This is a genomic window from Tolypothrix bouteillei VB521301, assembly GCF_000760695.4.
GTDB classification, from domain to species: Bacteria; Cyanobacteriota; Cyanobacteriia; order Cyanobacteriales; family Nostocaceae; genus Scytonema; species Scytonema bouteillei_A.
The window spans coordinates 292257-312620 of the sequence record NZ_JHEG04000002.1; the positions used below are offsets into that span (position 1 = coordinate 292257).

Below are 20364 nucleotides of genomic sequence, written 5' to 3' on the forward strand. Positions count from 1 at the left end.
CGTAATTTAAATGAATAATTACAAATTACGAATTGTGAATTATGTTTTTAAGATTGAGTAACGCTGACTATCTTACCACCACGCTTGTGAATTTCTTGATAGATAGCTGATAGTCGTTCATAGGGAACAGTGTAGATCTGTCTGCTACGGCGTACTGCTACATTGGTATTCTGTCCACCCAGAATTGCTTCGATCGTGAACATGCGATTATCACCTCGGACAGGAGAACTGATGAGGGATGGCGCAGTTGTAAAGCTACCACCAGCGGGTGATGTTGATGGCATAATCATGTTTGCCAAGTTCATCGAGATTTTCGATCGCAAACGGGAATTTTTACCACCATATTGCGCGTTATCGCTGTTAGCACTACCGCGATAAAGTGCGAATATGCGGTTATATCCAACTGTCTTCATTCCCGGAATTGATTTGAATCCACGATAATAGGGAACAACAGAATGCCCAAAAGCATTCTCATATTCTGGGCTGTAGATGTAAGACTCTATATCAGCATCGTAACCACGAGACGCATAGAGGTCTACATGATAAGCAATTTCTGACTGGTCGTAAGGAGCGCGTCCAAGCAAATGTTTGTAGTTTAATTCAATGAAACGCCCTTGGGAGTTTTGGTAAAAAAAGCATTCTTTGTAGAATTCAGATTTAGCTAAAATCTCAACAAATTGTTGGACGCTAATTTTACCATTCCGCAACAAAGATTCAGCGCTGTTGAATTTTGCACTAGCATAGACTCCTTGGCGTCCAAAGATTTGCTCGTAAGCAGCCCGGAACACTAGTTGCAAATCATCTTCAGTCCAATTCTGGCGCAGTTCAACTTTTTTGCCTACCCAATCGTTAACTCCTAGCCGTTCTATAACTGAACTGGTCATTTTTCTCAAACTCCCCTAAATTTTGAATTGCTAATAGCTAATTGCTAATGGCTAATTGCTAATAGCTAATTGCTAATGGTCATTATTAACAGCTATAGGATTTCTAAATTATTTATGAAAAACTTTAAGATGGTGCTGGTCAGTAGCCACCCTACTTGTAGTTCACAAATCCAACAGAATTGCTATAGCCATGAACCATTAGCCATGAACCATTAGCCATTAGCCATCAGCCATTAGCCATTAGCCACTAGCCACTAGCCATTAGCTCAACGCATTAATCGCATAGTTGATGTATGTATTAGCTTCACCAGCAACATCACCACTGAGACCGTGATTGTCGCGAACAAATTCCAGTGCTGCTACATACCAGCTTGGGGACAAACCAAGAGCGCTATTGAGTTCGTTTAACCCTGCAACAACGTATTCATCTAAAGGACCAGTACCGCCTACTACGCAGCAGTAGCTAATGGTGCGGAGGTAGTGATCGATATCCCTTACACACTTGCTTTTGCCTTCAGGGGTAGAAGCATATTGAGGTCCCTGCATTTGAGTGGTGTAAGGAAACTTTTGATATACATGATTAGCTGCTGCTTCTGCCCATTTCTTACCATTTTGAGAAAATGCTTTGGCTGCGTCTAAACCTGCACGAGCACGGTTGAAACGACCAAAAACCGCTTGCATTTCGGTATTGCTTAGATAAGTACCGCGAACATCAGCAGTTGCGATCGCTTCAGTGAGTGGGGTTTTCATGATCTTCCTAATCTCCAAATGTTAACAGATGTAATGGCTCAGAATTGAGAAATTTTTTGAGATAATTTCTCTAATTTTTCCGGTTTTCTCAAGCAACTTTGTTTTGACAAATGATATTAAACAACAGCAGCAGCAGCGCGATCGAAATAGCTAGCAACTTCTGACATAAGTTGGCTGCAATCACCTCGGGTAATGCCATTGGTATCGTTAGCAATTTTGATAGCAGCATCTTTCATTTTTTGAATTCCAGAAGCTACAGCATCGCCAGGAGTACCTAATGCTTGGTAGGTTTCACGCAAACCATTTAAGCAGCGATCGTCCATAACGCTAGCATCACCTGCTAGTACAGAGTATGTGACATAACGCAGAATAAATCCTAAATCGCGGATGCAAGCTGCTTGATTGCGGTTGTGGAAACAAGCACCGCCAGCATTGAAAACTTCAGAGCGTTCAGCGACTAAAGCGCGATATGAATTTGCCACAATGGAGGAAGCATTACTGGTGAGACGATTAACCACATCTAAACGCTTGTTGCTATCAGCAACTAATGCTGATAATCCATTAATTTCGTTGTCGCTTAAGTAAGAACCTTTTTTATCAGCTTGTTCAACAACTTTAGAAAAAGCATCTAGCATTGTTCTCTTCTCCTAGATTTTATTGCAGCTTATCCAATGTTTGGAATGAGCCAAAGTTTGAGTAAAAAGCAATTATTTCATCAAACACAAAATATAAAATATTTTTCACAAACTTACCGCACAACTACCAAAAATTATGGTTGCGTTGTGCAATTCATTTGTTTATTGAAGTCTCAATTTTTTGCTCGATTTCTTAATTGCTTTTTAGATTTTATATAGTCCTTGCATAAATTTATTATTAAAACTTGTAAATTTGTGTAAAACCTTACAGTATTTTGCAAAACTCCTGATGTATCGAGCTTTGAGTGCGATCCACATAAAGAGAAATTTACAATTCAACATATTCCTTTGCCTATCTTTATCTAATTAGATCGCTATCTAATATGGCCTCAAAAGTAATATTACCTAGAGCTACATTGAGAATGATAGTAGCTTTAATAAAAGATTTTTTCGTAAAGTTACATGAAGTTAAGTAAAGATGATTTTGTAAGATTTCTCATTTTTGTGTCTGTCGGCGGATGGCAAACCTAATATAAAATTATGTGAATTTAAATTGACAATATAAATAATTAGTATTTTCTAGATAGCCAGTCACTGTTTACTAGTGGTCTATCGCAAAAGTTTTGACTGGTGAACGTTTTTATCTCGATCCGGTGGTTCTACCTGGGAACACAGTCGGCGAGGCTCTGCCTCGCGCTCCACTGGAGGCGGAGCCTCCAGTAAGGCATTCCCAGGCGGAGCCTGGGAACGAGGTAACAGCCTATCAAAATTAATGCGATGGACCACCAGTCACTGTTTAGCGATCGCTGTTCTTCGTTGTAAAACCTCTAATAAAGTCGTAAATATCTGAGGAAGAGGTGCAGTCACTTCAATCCATTCCCCAGATACCGGATGTTGCAACTTCAGTTTCCAAGCATGGAGCGCTTGACCGGGTAAGTTAACCCCCACAGAACGACCGGAACTATAAACGGGATCGCCAACGATGGGGTGACCTATCTGAGCGCTGTGAACCCGAATTTGATGGGTGCGTCCAGTTTCTAACTGAAAGTGCATTAAGGTGTAGTTACCCAAACGTTCTCTCACTTTCCAGTGTGTCACCGCCACTCTTCCACCTTTTTCAACAGGAACAACTGCCATTTTTTTGCGCTCCACTGGGTGGCGACCAATAGGTAAATTGATAGTACCGCTTTCTGTTTTGGGCGCACCGTAAACAATCCCTAAATATTCTCGTCCTGCAGTTTTTGCTTTTAGTTGAGCTTGCAATGCGTGATGGGCTTGTTCTGTTTTAGCAATAACAATAGCTCCAGTTGTATCCTTGTCCAATCGATGAACAATTCCGGGTCTTTGAACTCCTCCAATTCCCGGTAAGTTGGGACAGTGAGCCAAGATAGCGTTTACAAGAGTACCATCTTGATGACCTGGTGCCGGATGAACAACTAGACCTGCGGGTTTATTAATAATCAGTAAAGAGGTATCCTCGTAAAGAATATCCAAGGGTATCTCTTCTGGTTTAAGTTCCAGGGGTTCTGCTTCTGGTATATTGACGGTAATGTTATCCCCTACTTTTACAGATATCTTCTTAGATATGCAGGGTTTGCCATTCAGCTGAACGTTACCTTGCTCAATTAACTGTTGAATTCTGGAACGAGATAGATCTGGTAGTACTTGCGAGAGATAACGATCTAAACGCGCATCCTTTGAAGCAATAGGTAGAATGCTTTCTTCTGAAACTTGTATATTGATTTCTCTCACTTGATTTTGATAGCGAACCTTTTTTAAGTGTAGCCAAAATTTCAGCTGTCATTCCTACTTAGTCGGATACAACTCCTCAGCCTGATGTTGATACCAGAAGTTGACACCACAACGAGAGAATAATTACGAACTACAAATTGGCGCAAAGGAACTTGACTTCTGTTGTCAAAGAAATCCCCACCACACGCTTGATACAGTCAGCATTTTCCATGCTAAGTATGCTGCAAAAACTAAATAGAGTTCCTATATTAGTTTTTTAAAGATTCTGTAAAGCTTCGAGCCAATCATTTTTATTTAGAATTTTTTAATAAGATGTAGCATATAATACTAAACAACGCTTGTAAAAATATATACATATTTTTTAAGATACCGAACTCTCACTATCTGATGCCTTATGATGGAGATGAAAGTCGAAAACGATGTCACGATCGCCGATATAAGTTTACAAAAAGTCTGCATACGTGGAGATTCATTTCCATAGATGTCTAATATGAAGTCAGTTCTATGAAGGCAAAACAGACCTGACGTTGATATGGGTTCATTTCTGTAGTCTGTTTAAGAGAATTCTTATTTTACGTATAAAATAAAACAAATAAATAATATTAGTTCAAATGAATTGTATAAATTGTTTCTCTTATGCCAATTCATTATAAGTTTTTTGCATATATTTATACATCTTGAGATGGATGACAAAATTTCTGCAAAAATAAAATTAGAAATTTTTAACCCAACTCCCCCATTGACTAAAGTAATTGCGATCGCATCTCCTTTTTGTTGAAATAAATTATACACACTGCTCGCTGGATTGCTCTTAAAACAAGATCTTTAACCTGAAAAATAGTAACATTATCAATTTGTGATTCAGTATTTCTACTGCAAAAAAATAAGAGACGATTTTCCGATACTTGGAATATAAAGTTTTAACAATTTCTCTCTTCATAGAGAATTAAGTATATGCACGGAAAAAAATACCTTATAGTATACATCCTTACAAGACATTTATGTTAGAAAAGCGATCGCTTTTTATAGTTTCTTGATTCACTTATATCAGTCTTTACACATCCTTTAACTTTTTTTTGAAAATTATAGTAACCTAAATGATAGAGAGCAAGTTACTTACTTTCTCACACTAGGTTAGAAAGTAAGCTCTTTATCATCTACCAGTTAAATAAAAACTCTTATATTTCAGGTATGCATTGCACTTCTTAAATTTTGTTAAAAGTTCTAGAATTGGCATGATATGCCCCAGGGTGACTGCCCATCATAAAACAACGTTAGAGTGTGTTCCCTAATCCGCGTGGAGAATTAACTCTCTTCTTCACAAAACCGAGCGTGCTTTCTACCGCAGATTGTTGTTGTATGAGTTGACATCCAGTCACTCTTGGAGGAATTTGGTCGTGAATTATACTCGAGTTAGTATTCTACATTTGCTAGAGACAGGGCTATCGAGCGGACAACTGTTACACAGTGATAGCAACCCATCTCAAAATGTACCTATCTGCTTAAGACGCATACAAAGACAAGAAGGTCTGGGTATGCGCTTACGTCAAATAAGAACCTTTTTTGAGAAAAGCTGTCTACTATATCAATATTTTGCAGTCAGCCAAAGTTTGCAAATCGGTGCCATAACGAGGCTAGCGGCTAAAGCCGTATTGCCGAAATCTACCTCAAAGAGATGCTTGGATTCTATGTGCAAGCTGTCGGTAATTCCATCCTTGCCCTTCTCAAGGAGAGTATAGCCGAAAAAACAATAAATTTACAGGGTTACAAATTAATTGAGTAGGAATCAGACATCTCCAAACAACACTCCCTAACAAGGAGTACCGCCAGTTTTGTGAACTCGCTGTAATTTAGCATTTCTCCTAACTACAACTTCGATTTTAGAAGAACAAGCTTAGTGAGGATAGCGCATAGCAAGTTTATGTCAACATTAGGGCAATTTGCTATCTAGATGTTGCAATTATCCTGGCTAGATATTGTCCAACCCAAAATTGGTTGCAAATCCTAATTTCAACTTAGAGCCATGAATATGACTACACTTCCCATTGGTAGATACAGGTTTTTCCAGAAAATCCAGCCGCTATTTCTACTAGGTAAAATGGCGAGTAACCCCAATACTGGCTGTTGGCAAGTTTATAGTCCATCGGCTTCCTGGCTAATTTATATGGAGAAAGGCAAACTCGTCTATCTGTCCTATAGCGAGCAAATGTTTGATATTCTTCATAGAAATTTGCAACAGCTAAGCGAGCAAGTCCCCAATCTTAAGAGTGCGATCGAGCAACACTTCCAATCATTATTGGAACTCCATAACGATCGATCTATAGAAAGCCAAGAATATAGAATTATTTGCTGGTTGGTTAATCAAAATTACATAACTTCTGCGGAAGCAGGAATGTTGATAGAGCAATTAGCACTAGATGTATTAGAACCATTACTGAGTATTGAAGACGGAAGCTACGAATTTCTACCAGAAAGTTGCTTGGAGGATTTACCAAAGTTCTGTCATTTAGATTTACGCGTGATTTTTGAACAATGTCAAGATAGACAACGTCAGAGAAATGCTAAACCTGCAAGTGCTCAACAACAATGTATAGAATTTATTAAAGCCAAGGCACGAAAATACCAAGCTAAAATTGAGCAAAAGTTTGTCAAACAGGAAAGCCAAGAACTTATCAATGACGACCGTCAGTTTTTGATGCCTAGCATTAGCGATCCTCAAACAGAAACTAATAATACACAACAAGAAACTGTTCCACTATCTACAGAACAAAGACTTTATAAAGTTGTTTGTATTGATGATAGCCCGGTAGTTGTCAATGCTGTGAAAAACTTTTTAGATCAACAATTATTTACTGTTACGGGAATTAGCGATCCTCTAAAAGCTTTAATGCAGATTATCCGTATTAAACCGGACATCATTTTACTAGATATTGAAATGCCCAACTTAGATGGCTATGAAATCTGTTCTTTATTAAGAAAACATTCATATTTTCAAAATACACCTGTAATTATGATTACGGGACGAACGGGATTTATCGATAAAGCCAAGGCAAAAATGGTTAAGTCCACCGGATATCTGACAAAACCTTTTTCACAAGTAGATTTACTAAAACTCATCTTTCAAAATATTAAGTGAGATTTGAAAATTAGCCAGGTGTGCGCTAGCCCTTACTGGGGTTACATCTTTGTTGTGATACTCCCTTTCCGCCTAAAGATTACCTATTTAAATGAACCGCACTCGACACAAAGAGCAAGGGAGTAAGAGGAAAAGCAGATCGGTAGTCTTATAGCACCGAAGGGAGGAGTACAAGTCCCCGACTTCTTTAGGGAATCGGGGATCGCAGTTATGCTGGTCTTTTTGTACAAACGTAACCTTATATTACATTTATGTAACAAAAGCTGTATCTTCAAAAATTCCTCAAAAATTCTGAATACATTTAACACAGACTAAATTCAGTTCAATAACGTAGACAGAACTATAAATTCAGTACATTTATCATAATGGGGTTTAAAAATTATGACTACTTGTCCCTGCTGCTCTAACCAACTACTACGCCATATCCGTAAAAATCAAATTTCTTGGTTTTGTCGCAGTTGTTGGCAAGAGATGCCTGAACTTAGTTCCAGAAACCTAGATTCACTCTCTATGGCTAGGTCTACTCAATTCGCTATAAAACAATTAGTGGTTTCCCATTCATTATAACTATTTTTTGTTGGTAATTTTTTTTAATATTCATTTATAAAATAGGGACACAATCTTATGATGTCCCTATTTTGGCAAGGAAGAATACCTCCAGTTCGGGCTTGAGTGCAAAGTAGAGAAAGGCGAAAAGCTAAGTAAGCTTTGGTTTCGGTTCCTAAAAGAACCCGTGATACTTTTGCTGTAAATTAGGGAAACCTAAAAAAGGTAATTTCAAGAGCTATGCAAAAATATGTCTTGAAATGTGGAACTCTTAGAGCAAAGTTTCGAGCAAATAAAACCTCGTGCTGAGGAATTTGTGCTATTTCAACAGAAATAAGCTATATATGAATAATGCTGCAAATTTCTACCAAAGTTATCATTCCCGACAGCGAGATCGAAATTAGTGCGATTCGCTCACAAGGCGCAGGAGGTCAAAACGTAAATAAAGTTTCCACTGCTATCCATTTGCGTTTCGATATTCAAGCTTCCTCATTACCTGATTTTTACAAAGAGCAACTTTTAAAGCTTAAAGATCGACGCATAACACAAGAGGGAATTGTTGTTATTAAGTCTCAAGAACACAGAAGCCAAGAGCAAAACCGGGAGGAAGCGTTGAGACGACTGCAAGAACTCATCAAAAGTGCAGTCGCAGTCAAAATAAAACGCAAACCTACCAAGCCAACTCGTAATTCTCAAAAAAAGCGTCTCGATCGCAAAAGTAAGCGTGGAGAACTGAAGTCCATGAGAAGGAATATCACCGAATGATTAGCGCGATACGGCGTCAGCTATTAAGCGTCGCTTATTGCGTTGCTCGCATCTTGCACAAAAGTATTAGTACTGAATTTTTAAGTTCTTAATAAACATGTATTTTTGTCAATAATACGAAAAATATGAATTTCTAGCCTGCGTAGGCAGGCTTTGTTTGTATAGCCTCACCTAACGAATGTGTAGGTGCAAGATATCTAGTTGGAAACAATAACGCTCCATCTTAGTTGTTATTTTGTGTCAAGCCTTTTAAGATAGACGCTGTTTCTTCTGGTTTTCCAGCCAGAGGAAAAACTAAAATACCTTTGATTGCGGGGTTATCTACTAATTCTTTTAAGCGATGGAATTGTCGCTCGCTAATAGCAATACCAGCATAACTTTTAGCGTAATTTAATTCTTCTTTGAAATTTGCATCATTATCATTATAAGCTTGAATAAAGACCCGATCGACATTCCATTTTTGCCAATCTGCTGCAAAATATCGTTTAGCCCAGTAAGGATTGTGATGACAGATATCAAAACTCACTGAAGAGTTGGCTTGTTTCATTGCGGTTATCATTTGCTGCAAAAAAATAGTTAAATGAGCAGTGCGATCGATTTTGCCGGGTAATTCAGCATGATAACCTAAATAATCGTCCCATTGGACTGCATCGATTTCGGGGTACTTCTGAACGAACTCTACTAAGATATTTTTAAAGAAATTTGCTACCTCAGGAATCTGCACGTCAAGAACGTAATGATCGATTCCCACATAGGTCTTATCTACACCAGGAACAATCCACTTGCGAGAAATTGCTAAATCGTAAATTGGACTATTTTTATCTATTTTAATACCTTTCTCGAAATAAGCATGAACTTGCATCCCTTGTTTGTGTGCCTCATCAATCAACCAATCTAGCCATTTGTCTTGAAACTGATTTGGACAACTTTTATATCCTAGAGTTTGCTGCATAACGTCACTATTGTACATCGTACATCCATTACCCCAAACACCATGAATAATAGTATTAATTCCTTGAGAGCGATAGTATCGAACTCTTTCACGAATTGTTTCTTCGCTGGCGTTATTAGTAATTTGGTAGCGACTTAAATAAATCCCTCTAATTACTTTTTTTTCCCAAGGAGTTTTAGGTAATGGTGTTGTTTGAGGAGGTTTTTTTTCCAGTGAAGCTTGCTTATCATTGGAAGTTGTATTGGAAGTGCTTGAGAAAGAGGGAGTGGGAGTTAAAGTCGCAGTTGGAGTGGGAGTTAAAGTCGCAGTTGGAGTGGAATTAAAAAAAGGAATAGTTATTGGTAGATTCTCAGGGAAAAGGCGGCTGATGTCTAGATGTCCTGGCTGGCTGAACCACCAATAACCACCTCCCAAGACAGCAATGATTATGGAAATTGGAATATTTGCACATCCGCATCCACTAGGCTCTTTCTTTTGACGCGACATAGGAACATAATCTCGACTGATATATAAATAGCTACAATTCTAAACCGAATATTTCCCAATAGGTGTCAATACGATTCAGCTTGTATGGAGACACCAGCCAAACCCAGAGTTTCGCGATCGCTACCTACTGTTGTTCCACAACCTGTTAAAATCAGTAGTTTAATTGAACTACTGATATAGAGCCTCTGGGGGAGTAATGAACGCGAGTGCTGCGGATTAGTTGATACATCTCGCCCATAACAATTCTCTTATCAAAACGATCTTGACAAAGAAGTTTCCCGTTGAGTAATGTTGATATAACGGGTGTTCGATATAAAAAATATATGCCAAAAATAGTAGACCATGAGTTATATCGTAAAGAACTACTCAATCAATGCTTTGACTTATTTGCCGAAAAAGGATACAGCGCTATTACCACACGCCAGATAGCCGAAAGCTTAGGAGTGTCTACCGGGACCCTTTATCATTACTTTCCCAATAAAAAAGCCTTATTTGAGCAGTTAGTGGAAGAAATATGCGAGCGAGATATATCGCTGGCAATGACTGAGTTGGAAGGGGTACAAACTCCAAAAGAGCGAATAGGAGTGTTGGGACGCTTCCTAATTAAAAAGCAAGATTACTACGTTAAATGGATTTATCTCCTAGTTGATTTTTGTCAACATCCAGATTTTAAGGATATGCACGGTCATAATATATATCAACGTGCAAATAAGAAATATGAGCAGGCATTTTATGAGTTGTTAGGTGTTGAAGATCGCACGTTAGTTTGGTTTGTTATGTGCCTTATTGATGGCTTATTTCTAGAATTGCTTATGAATAATAACACTATTTCCATAGCAGAACAGTTTGATTTATTGGGCAAAATGGTAACTGCTTATTTGGAAAAGTATGCAGTTAGTAATTAGTGGTTGGTTGTGAGTGGATAGATAACAAATGAGGTAGGAAAAATGATAAATATATCCAAACAAAAAAATCAATGGTTAATGGCTATGATTGCCGGTGCGACTGCCATTATGGGTGGAACAGTTGTTTATAGCATTTCTCAGTTTGGGCATGTCAGTCAAAAACCTGCACCAGTGGTCACAACTTCACCCATGAAAAAAGTGACAGCCTTGGGAAGATTGGAACCTGAAGCTAAAGTCATTAAGCTGTCTGCACCTCTAGCATTGGATGGCGATCGCCTGACCAAACTTCTAGTTGAAGAAGGCGATCGCGTGCAAGTTGGACAGGTAGTGGCCATTCTTGATTCGCGGGATAAACTGCATGATGCCCTTAAAAAGGCACAAGAACAAGTCAAGACGGCTCAAGCCAAACTTGCTCAAGTCCAAGCAGGAGCAAAAAGGGGAGAAATTGCAGCCCAAAAAGCCACTATAGAGCGTTTAAAAGCCCAACTACAGGGCGAAATTACGACTCAAAAAGCCATTATTACCCGCCGTCAATCTGAGTTGAATATTGCTCGTGCAGAATACGAGCGCTATCAAATGCTTTATCGGGAAGGAGCAGAATCTGCATTAAACTTTGATAACAAAAGATTGGCTTTTGAAACGGCTCAAACACAGTTAATGGAAGCCCAAGCCAATCAGAATCGTACAGCAGATACACTACAGGCAGAAATAGCTGAAGCTAAAGCCACTCTTGATAAAATCGCTGAAGTTCGTCCTGTGGATGTGCGGGCGGCGCAAGCAGAAGTTGATGATGCCATTGCATCTGTTAAACAAGCACAAACAGATTTGGAAAAAGCCTACATTCGATCTCCAATTGCAGGAAATATCCTGAAGATTCACACGCGTGAGGGAGAAAAGATGAGCGACTCTGGGATTGTTGATGTCGCACAAACCGATCGCATGGTCGCCGTAGCAGAAGTTTATCAATCTGATATTGGAAAAGTTAAAGTCGGACAAAAGGCAATTGTCACAGGTCAAGCCGTGGTTGGAAAACTCCAGGGTGTGGTTTCCCACATTGGCTTGCAAGTTAACAAACAAAATGTTTTCAGCAACCAACCGGGCGAGAACTTGGATAAGCGAGTTGTTGAGGTAAAAATTCGCCTTAACCCTGCAGACAGTAAAAAAGTTGCAGGTTTGACAAATTTACAAGTGCAGACAGCCATTGAATTATAAATTTTCTTGCTTCTTAAAATATAACGGATGTTCGATATATATATTAATTGAGGGAATCAATGATGGTTGGTAAATGGTTACGCAGAACACCTCTAGCGTGGCGACAAGTGATGAAAGAAAAAACCCGTTTGGCGATCGCAGTTGCAGGTATTGCCTTTGCAGATATGCTGATGTTCGTGCAACTGGGGTTTCAGGATGCTCTTTACGACAGCGCTACACTACCCCATCGCCTGCTTGAGGCAGATTTAGTGATGACAAATCCCCAATTCCAAACTCTCTTCTCAGTGAAAACTTTCTCTAGAGAAAGACTTTATCAAGCATTGGGTCATGAAGCAGTAAAATCAGTAAGTTCTGTATATATAGGTTCGGGGCAGTGGAAAAACCCAGAAAACCGACTTACCCGTGCGATTCTAATATGGGGAATTGAACCAGACGCTCCTAGCTTGAAGTTACCAGAAATCAAGCAAAATGCAACACAAATCAAACTTTTGAATCAAGTCTTGTTTGACCGTGCAGCACGTCCTGAGTATGGAGATATTGCAGGTAAGTTGCAAAAACAAGGAACCCTAGAAGCAGAATTGAACCAGCAGAATGTTCAAGTAACAGGGTTATTTACCATTGGTTCATCCTTTGCTGCTGATGGCAATGTCATCACCAGCGATTCAACATTTTTGAAATTGTTTCCAGAACGTCAATCTGACAGAATAGAAGTCGGTTTGATTCAGCTAAAATCTGGTTTTGATGCAGCTAAAGTACAAGCGGAGTTGACAAAAGAATTATCAGGGGATGTCAGAATTTTAACGCCCGAAGGCTTTGCTGGTGTAGAAAAATATTATTGGGAAAGCCAAGGAACCATCGGATTTATTTTTGGGTTGGGTGTGATTGTTGGATTTATTGTAGGAATCATCATTGTTTACCAAATTCTCTACAGTGATGTTGCGGAGCATTTACCGGAGTACGCAACACTCAAGGCAATGGGTTACAGCAATGGTTATCTGATCCGCGTGTTGTTACAAGAAGCCTTGCTATTAGCAGTCTTAGGTTTTATCCCAGGATTTGCGATCGCAAGCGCACTTTACCAATTGACATATGCAGCAACACTGCTACCCATTGCCATGACAACCAGTCGAGCGATCGCAGTCTTTGTACTGACATTAGGGATGTGTAGTTTATCTGGAGCAGTCGCAATGCGGAAACTGCAATCTGCTGACCCCGCAGATATTTTTTAGCGTCTGTGTTTTTTGTTGTATTTCTAAGATTTGAAACTTTTTTAACTCAGTACTAATGACTCGCGAGCGGCGATTGATAACAAGCGATAAATCTACTTCTATGGAACCTGTAATTGTTGCAAAAAACCTCAATCACTACTTTGGAGAAGGTGCGCTTCGCAAACAAGCCTTATTTGAAATTAGTTTAGAAATCAATGCAGGCGAAATTGTAATTATGACTGGACCTTCCGGTTCGGGAAAAACAACTTTGTTGACACTTATGGGTGGATTGCGTTCTGCTCATGAAGGAAGTTTGAAAATTTTAGGTCAAGAAATGTGTGGTGCAAGCCAAAAGCAGTTGAGGGAAATTCGCTGCAACATTGGCTATATTTTTCAGGCACATAATTTAATGACCTTTTTAACAGCTAAAGAAAATGTACGAATGTCTTTAGAATTGCATGACAAATATCTAGACCAAGACATGGATGGTAAAGCAATTGCCATGCTTGAGAGTGTGGGATTGGGTCATCGCGTGTCTTATTATCCAGAGAGCTTATCAGGCGGACAAAAGCAACGGGTAGCGATCGCCCGCGCACTTGTGAGTCAGCCCAAAATTGTTTTAGCGGACGAACCAACAGCAGCGCTTGATAAAAAATCCGGGCGTGATGTTGTGGAATTAATGCAGAAGCTAGCAAAAGAGCAAGGGTGTACTATTTTGCTAGTCACGCACGACAACCGTATTCTTGATATAGCCGATCGCATCGTCTATATGGAAGATGGACATCTGAAATTATGAATTATGAATGTTGAATGATGAAGAATTAAACCTTCAATTCATAATTCATAATTCATAATTCATAATTTATCTTGACTCGCATATCTTGTCGTCCACCGGCTTGTGGTGCTAATTTCAGTTTTCTGACTTGTTCGATAGCAGAAGCATCCAATTCTTTGTAACCGCTAGAACGAATCAATCTTACATTGGTCACATTACCAACATCATCAGCCTCGACACTCATTTCCACCGTGCCTTTCATTCCTTGCTGCCTTGCAATTTCTGGATACTTGAAGTTACAAAAAGTGCAATTTTCGATAAATTGAGAACCATTACCCACCGCTGATTTCGGCTGTTCGAGGATTTTACTATCAAAACCACTATTACCGGGTATGCCTGTCTCCTCAGCAGGGGGGATTATATTAATTTTTGTACTAACTTGTGAGTGAGCAGGCGTAGATGCTAAAACCCAGAAGGTGCCTGCTAGCCATAGAGAGGGAACAAGAAATAACTTCATAAAAGCCTCGCTTGTAAAAAAAATCCATATAGAGTAGCCGCTATTCTATGCCAGTATTTTTCAACAGTCATCTGTTAACCTACAATTGTCCTATCAAATAACAATCGATGGAAATCAGCAATTTATTTGCCGCAGGTGGGGTAGTGATGTGGCCCCTGCTAGGATTTTCGATACTGGCTGCCGCACTCATTATTGAGAGAATCTTTTTTTGGGTAAGGATTACAAACCGTCAAAATCATGTAGTGCGAGAGGTGTTGAATCTTTACCGTCTCGGTAATACTGTGGGTGCTATGAATGAATTACAAAAAAATACAGATTTACCCATTGCACGGATTTTTTTAGCGGCATTAGAACTCGAACAACCAAATCCAGAGGAATTTCGTCTTGCTTTAGAAAGTGAAGCTCAAGCTGAGATACCTTTGCTTAAACGCTTTCAAAATATCTTTGATACTATTATTTCCCTTGCACCTTTGTTGGGTCTTCTGGGAACTGTTTTAGGGTTAATTTACTCTTTTAAATCCTTAAATATTGGAGATGTGGGAGGCAGTAGAACAGCAGGAGTCACATCTGGTATTAGTGAAGCTTTGGTTTCTACTGCTTCAGGATTAGTGGTTGCTATTTTCACCCTTCTCTTTGCCAATACTTTCCGAGGTCTCTACCAGAGACAAATTGCTCGCATTCAAGAGTATGGCGGACAGTTAGAGTTGCTTTACCGCCGACGCTATGAAAAAAATTATTAGGGATTGTTTGCCCTGACTCCTCTGGTCGCTGTGAACCTAGCGCACGAGGGTGGCTCCCCATGTCATACTTAAACTGGCAGCCTTCAGACTTGTATTTGAAGCTCTATCTCTTATAATTTAAGTAAATATTATACTTAATACCTAAAGGGCTGCGATCGCTATGACTTGAGAAACTCCATATTATCTAAGGGAAGCTCAACCGTGAAAATTCTGTTGGTAGAAGACGATCGCCCTACCAGTTTAGTAGTTTCCGACATCCTAATTGCTCATAACTATACAGTTAACCAAGCAATGGATGGACAGACAGGTCTAGAACTGGCAAAGGCATTTGAATATGACCTAGTTCTTTTAGACATTATGCTTCCGGATACGGATGGTATTAGTGTGTGCAAACGCCTGCGTGCTCTAGGGTATCAGAGCCCTATTTTACTCTTGACTGGCAAAGACAGCACAACAGACCGAGTCGTGGGTTTAGACGCAGGAGCAGATGATTATGTCGTTAAGCCGTTTGAAATGAATGAATTGTTAGCACGGGTTCGTGCTCTTTTACGGCGAGGAAAGACAGTACCATCATCTATAATTGTTTGGGAAGATATACATTTTGATACTGTTAACAATCAAGTAACTTTTAGGGACAAACCCTTAAAATTAACACCTAAAGAGTATTGTTTGTTAGAACTTTTCCTGCTCAATCCAAAGCGTGTTTTTAGTCGTAAAGCTGTTTTAGAGAAACTTTGGGATTTTGCCGATTCACCAGGGGAAGAAACCGTTAGCACTCACATCAAATGTTTGCGGCAAAAATTTAGAGCAGCTGGTGCGTCCGATCCAATTGAAACAGTTCACGGTTTGGGGTATCGACTGAAAACTCCATCAGAATCAAAAGAAAATGATGCTTCCGTTAAGCAAACAACCAACCAAAAAAACATCAAAGCAACGACCTCGAAAGTTTGGGAGAAATTCAAGAGTAAATATGTAGAACATTTTGCTGTGTTAGAACAAGCAACTTCCGCACTAGCAAAAGGTCAGCTAACGCCCGAACTGCTACAACAGGCTAAATACGAAGCACACACCTTAGCCGGTTCATTGGGAGTATTTGGCTTGATGCGGGGTTCCGAACTAGCAAGAGAGTTAGAGGATTTTTTTCAACCTTACAAGCAATTGCAAGCTGATGACGTTCAACAGATTTTAATGCTTGTAGACTTACTAAGGCAAGAGTTACAAAAAACACCACGATCGGAAACAGAAGGAGTACAAATTTCTGACTCTCCACTCATACTGATAGTGGATGACGATTTGATGTTAGCAGAACGAATTAGGATTGAAGCGATCGCTTGGAAGTTACGAGTGGAGGTAGCTACAGATTTAGAGGTTGCTCGAAAGGTTATTGCCCAAACTCCACCCCAAGTTATCTTGCTCGCTCTGAATTTCCCTAGTTCTACAGAAGACGGGCTTACCTTACTGAAGGAACTAGCACAACGAATTCCCAAAATACCTGTTTTAGTCTTTTCTGAAGAAGGGAGTCTGGCTAACAGGTTGGAAGTTGCTCGTTTGGGAGGGTGTATTTTTTTACAAAAACCCCAATCAAGCTATAATATCCTTAAAGTGGTGACCAAGGTATTAAACACTACGCAAGATGCTGCTTCTGGCAATCGAGTAATGGCAGTAGATAAAGATGAAGCAGCGTTATCACATCTCAAAAATCTCTTACAGCCATTAGGAGTAGAGGTTACAACATTAAACGATCCGCATCAGTTTTGGGAAGTGCTGATGGCTTCAAGACCAGATTTACTCATACTTGATGTGGAAATGCCCGGATTAAACAGTTTGGAATTGTGCCAAGTTGTGCGTTGCGATCCAACATGGTACAGAATACCAATTATCTTTTGGTCAGCACGCACGCAAGAGAGTGAGATTGACAAGGCATTTGCTGTAGGGGTAGATGACTACATTAGCAAGTCAGTTGAAGAAGCCGAACTCACAACTCGAGTTCTCCGCCGCCTCAGTAGAACGCGGAAACAGCAAGTCTAGGTAAGACATAAAAACAGCCCCGATAAAAAATTTTCACCCCCATAACTAACCTGACAATCCTTCTTTCGTGACCCCCTAATCCCCGATCCTGCAATTAATTACTTGCTTCTTTAGTACATTCTAAATAGTGAGAGTCTACCCATCCCCGCACTCTGTTCACTCCAGTATTTGGACCCCGCGCTACTTCAACATAAGTCCAATCATCCTTTTGCCGAATAGCACGAACAATATTTCCATTGTTTAATGCTGCTTTTGATTTGCCTGCAGGAGAATACAGAACTGGGAGTTGTCCGGTGTAAACGCCCGTGATATCGCACCATCTCTCCCACTTTAGATTGGAGAAGGGAACAAGTTCGCTAGTAAAAATGCGGCGATTGTTTTTCAGAATACTCAAGCGCATATTTTCTCCTTTCCCTTCATGCCAGGATATTGCGTAAATGTATTCACCATTCAACCAGCGCTTACCACTATACTTTTTATCAACTACGGTTTCGGAACCATGAAGCGTAATGCACTTATTTTCTCTGTCACATCCTTGATAGGAGTCATCGCTTCCCAAAGTAACCATCAATTCTCCAGCTTTGTAGTGAGATTTCTGAAGTTGTTGCGCGAGGGTTGGGGTAGCTATAGATATGCTGGCAAGAGCAAGAATGCCTAGGGCAGTTAGTTTAAAATTCATAGTTAAAGTTTAAAAAGGTCTAAATTTAGAATTCCCAAAATCTCACGAAGAATTTCTGTTGTATGTAAACATATAGAAAACCCACCAGCGAGTCAGGATTCTCTTGTCAAAAGGAGCTGCTATCATGTTGCGGAAGCCGAAAAAAAGTTGGACCCCTTCTCTTTGGGCTAGCCCGAAACCCTTTGGCATTGGCGAGCAGTATCCGAATAACTACTGGGAAGTGTTTCGGGCCGTTTTGGAAAACGCTGACAACTTGCCTTATGCTTGGGAAATCCTAAATAAAGGAGTTTGTGACGGTTGTGCCTTGGGAACAACGGGCATGAAAGATTGGACTGTAGATGGTATTCATGTTTGCAATGTCCGTTTGCGGTTGTTACGTCTCAACACAATGCCAGCTCTTGACCCCAAACTTCTCGCAGATGTCTCTGAGTTAAAAAAGAAAAGCGGTGCTGAATTACAAGCTATGGGGCGGCTTCCCTATCCCATGAAACGCGATCGCTCGGAAATTGGTTTCAGTCGCATCAGTTGGGATGAAGCTCTAAATTTGATTGCCAAGCGTATCCGAACCTCTACACCGGATCGCCTTGGTTTCTACTTCACCAGTCGGGGGACGGTTAATGAAACTTACTATGCCACCCAAAAAGCAGTGCGGGCAATGGGAACGAATAATCTTGACAATGCAGCCCGTATATGCCATTCCCCCAGTACCAACGCTTTGAAATCAACTATTGGAGTCGCTGCAACTACCTGTTCCTACAAAGACTGGATCGGAACCGATTTGTTAGTCTTTATTGGTTCCAATGTCGCCAACAATCAACCGGTTACCGTGAAATATCTCCATTGGGCGAAAAAAGCGGGTACAAAAATAGTTGTTATTAATACTTACCGCGAGCCGGGAATGGAACGCTACTGGGTACCATCAATTCCTGAAAGTGCTTTGTTTGGTACTAAGTTTGCTGAAGATTTCTTTTTGGTAAATATTGGCGGAGACATGGCGTTCTTAAATGGGACAATCAAGCACGCGATCGCCAATGGTTGGGTTGACGAGTCATTTATCAACAACTACACCACCAACTTTGACGAACTCAAAGCGTTTCTCGCTACGCAGTCTTGGGAAGAACTCGAGCAAATTTCCGGTGCGACTCGCGAATCCATGTATACCTTTGCCAAAATGCTTGGCGAAGCAAACAAAGCTGTATTTGTCTGGAGTATGGGCATTACTCAACACGAGTGTGGTGAAGATAATGTCCGGGCAATTATCAATCTAGCTTTGACTAAAGGATTTGTTGGTCGAGAGGGGTGTGGTTTGATGCCAATTCGGGGACACTCTGGAGTTCAAGGAGGTGCAGAAATGGGATGTTATGCCACCACTTTCCCAGGAGGAAGATCTATTACCTCAGAAAATGCAGCGTCTCTAGGTGAACTTTGGGGTTTTGAAGTTCCTACGACCAAGGGGTTAATTGCTTCTGAAATGATTGATGCTGCTGCAGAAGGCAAATTAGATGTTTTGTTCTCTGTGGGTGGAAATTTTTTAGAGGTTCTACCAGAACCAAATTATGTGGAAAGTGCTTTAAAGCGCGTACCTCTGAGGGTTCACATGGATATTGTTGTATCCAAACAAATGCTTTTAGAATCAGACGAGACAGTGGTGATTTTACCAGCAACGACTCGTTATGAAATCCCTGGGGGAGTTACAGAGACTAATACAGAACGACGTGTTATTTTTAGCCCGGAAATTCTCGGTTCCCGTATTGGGGAGGCGCGTCCGGAATGGGATGTGTTTTTGGAGTTAGCAAGGCGAGTACGTCCGGATTTAGCCGAGAAATTGCACTTCCAAAATACCAGTGCAATGCGCCAAGAGATTGCCAGAGTCATTCCTCAATATGCGGGAATTCAACATTTGAAGGAAGCTGGCGACCAATTTCAGTATGGTGGAGCGCATCTGTGTTTTGGTTGGAACTTCCCAACTCCCGATCGCAAGGCACGATTTTCTGTGCTGGCTCCTCAAGAACGAATGCTACCTGAGGGTTACTTCTGGGTGACAACGCGCCGTGGCAAGCAATTTAACAGCATGGTGCAAGAACGCAAGGATGCTATTACCGGAGCAGTGCGATCGGCTGTCCTTATGAATTGTGTGGATGCAGAGAAGTTGGGGCTTCAAGATGGGGATGAGGTGATACTGAAAAATGACATTGGTGAGTTTAGAGGACAGGTGTATATCGCACCCGTTACGCCGAGAAATCTGCAGATTCATTGGCCTGAAGGGAACGTGTTGTTAGATAAAAGCAAGCGATCGCCAGAAGTTGGGATTCCTGATTATAACGCTGTTGTGCATTTGGAAAAGGTGTCAAGGGGTAGTTTTGCTAAAGAATCGCTATAATCAAGGCAGTATCA

At 40.4% G+C, this 20364-nt stretch carries 16 protein-coding genes; 9 read left to right on the forward strand and 7 right to left on the reverse strand.

Annotation, left to right across the window (positions count from 1 at the left end; genetic code table 11):
• Positions 1–47: 47 nt before the first annotated feature.
• The 4 genes from HC643_RS40020 to HC643_RS40035 all read right to left on the reverse strand — a co-directional run bounded on the left by HC643_RS40020 (position 48) and on the right by HC643_RS40035 (position 4021).
• Positions 48–884: a phycobilisome linker polypeptide gene (locus tag HC643_RS40020; RefSeq protein ID WP_038077744.1), complete on the reverse strand. Its 837-nt coding sequence runs from the start codon at positions 882–884 to the stop codon at positions 48–50.
• Positions 885–1145: 261 nt separating this feature from the next.
• The gene (locus HC643_RS40025) at positions 1146–1634 is read right to left on the reverse strand and encodes a phycocyanin alpha subunit (protein ID WP_038077742.1); all 489 of its coding nucleotides are present in this window, start codon (positions 1632–1634) and stop codon (positions 1146–1148) included.
• Positions 1635–1750: 116 nt separating this feature from the next.
• Positions 1751–2269, reverse strand: coding sequence for a globin family protein (locus HC643_RS40030; RefSeq protein WP_038077740.1), 519 nt, complete (start codon positions 2267–2269; stop codon positions 1751–1753).
• Positions 2270–3058: 789 nt separating this feature from the next.
• On the reverse strand, positions 3059–4021 hold the full coding sequence (locus HC643_RS40035; protein WP_038077738.1) for an RluA family pseudouridine synthase: 963 nt from the start codon (positions 4019–4021) through the stop codon (positions 3059–3061).
• Between the two features lie 2029 nt (positions 4022–6050).
• Between HC643_RS40035 and HC643_RS40040 the strand changes: the two genes are divergently transcribed.
• A complete protein-coding gene (locus HC643_RS40040) occupies positions 6051–7157 on the forward strand; it encodes a response regulator (RefSeq protein WP_038077778.1) in 1107 nt (368 codons plus the stop codon).
• Positions 7158–8054: 897 nt separating this feature from the next.
• On the forward strand, positions 8055–8468 hold the full coding sequence (gene arfB, locus HC643_RS40050) for an alternative ribosome rescue aminoacyl-tRNA hydrolase ArfB (RefSeq protein WP_038077736.1): 414 nt from the start codon (positions 8055–8057) through the stop codon (positions 8466–8468).
• A 223-nt stretch (positions 8469–8691) separates the two neighbouring features.
• Here arfB and HC643_RS40055 read toward each other — a convergent pair whose 3' ends face one another.
• Positions 8692–9906, reverse strand: coding sequence for a family 10 glycosylhydrolase (locus HC643_RS40055; RefSeq protein WP_038077734.1), 1215 nt, complete (start codon positions 9904–9906; stop codon positions 8692–8694).
• A 323-nt stretch (positions 9907–10229) separates the two neighbouring features.
• Between HC643_RS40055 and HC643_RS40060 the strand changes: the two genes are divergently transcribed.
• The 4 genes from HC643_RS40060 to HC643_RS40075 all read left to right on the forward strand — a co-directional run bounded on the left by HC643_RS40060 (position 10230) and on the right by HC643_RS40075 (position 14027).
• Positions 10230–10811: a TetR/AcrR family transcriptional regulator gene (locus tag HC643_RS40060; RefSeq protein ID WP_038077775.1), complete on the forward strand. Its 582-nt coding sequence runs from the start codon at positions 10230–10232 to the stop codon at positions 10809–10811.
• Positions 10812–10853: 42 nt separating this feature from the next.
• Positions 10854–12023, forward strand: coding sequence for an ABC exporter membrane fusion protein (locus HC643_RS40065; protein WP_038077732.1), 1170 nt, complete (start codon positions 10854–10856; stop codon positions 12021–12023).
• A 62-nt stretch (positions 12024–12085) separates the two neighbouring features.
• Positions 12086–13252, forward strand: coding sequence for an ABC transporter permease DevC (gene devC / locus HC643_RS40070; protein WP_038077728.1), 1167 nt, complete (start codon positions 12086–12088; stop codon positions 13250–13252).
• Positions 13253–13307: 55 nt separating this feature from the next.
• Positions 13308–14027 (forward strand): DevA family ABC transporter ATP-binding protein, encoded by a 720-nt coding sequence (locus tag HC643_RS40075; protein ID WP_038077726.1) that lies wholly within the window; start codon positions 13308–13310, stop codon positions 14025–14027.
• Between the two features lie 52 nt (positions 14028–14079).
• On the opposite strand, the gene HC643_RS40080 is transcribed toward HC643_RS40075, so the two are convergent.
• Positions 14080–14523, reverse strand: coding sequence for an energy transducer TonB (locus tag HC643_RS40080; RefSeq protein ID WP_038077722.1), 444 nt, complete (start codon positions 14521–14523; stop codon positions 14080–14082).
• A 107-nt stretch (positions 14524–14630) separates the two neighbouring features.
• Between HC643_RS40080 and HC643_RS40085 the strand changes: the two genes are divergently transcribed.
• Both HC643_RS40085 and HC643_RS40090 read left to right on the forward strand, forming a co-directional pair.
• On the forward strand, positions 14631–15263 hold the full coding sequence (locus HC643_RS40085) for a MotA/TolQ/ExbB proton channel family protein (protein WP_038077719.1): 633 nt from the start codon (positions 14631–14633) through the stop codon (positions 15261–15263).
• 201 nt (positions 15264–15464) lie between these two features.
• A complete protein-coding gene (locus HC643_RS40090) occupies positions 15465–17291 on the forward strand; it encodes a response regulator (protein ID WP_038077717.1) in 1827 nt (608 codons plus the stop codon).
• Positions 17292–17385: 94 nt separating this feature from the next.
• On the opposite strand, the gene HC643_RS40095 is transcribed toward HC643_RS40090, so the two are convergent.
• Positions 17386–17970 carry a hypothetical protein gene (locus HC643_RS40095; protein ID WP_050046224.1) on the reverse strand — a complete coding sequence of 195 codons (585 nt, stop codon included), beginning with the start codon at positions 17968–17970 and terminating at the stop codon, positions 17386–17388.
• A 124-nt stretch (positions 17971–18094) separates the two neighbouring features.
• On the opposite strand from HC643_RS40095, the gene HC643_RS40100 reads away from it, so the two are divergent.
• The gene (locus HC643_RS40100) at positions 18095–20350 is read left to right on the forward strand and encodes an FdhF/YdeP family oxidoreductase (RefSeq protein WP_038077715.1); all 2256 of its coding nucleotides are present in this window, start codon (positions 18095–18097) and stop codon (positions 20348–20350) included.
• Positions 20351–20364 lie beyond the last annotated feature (14 nt).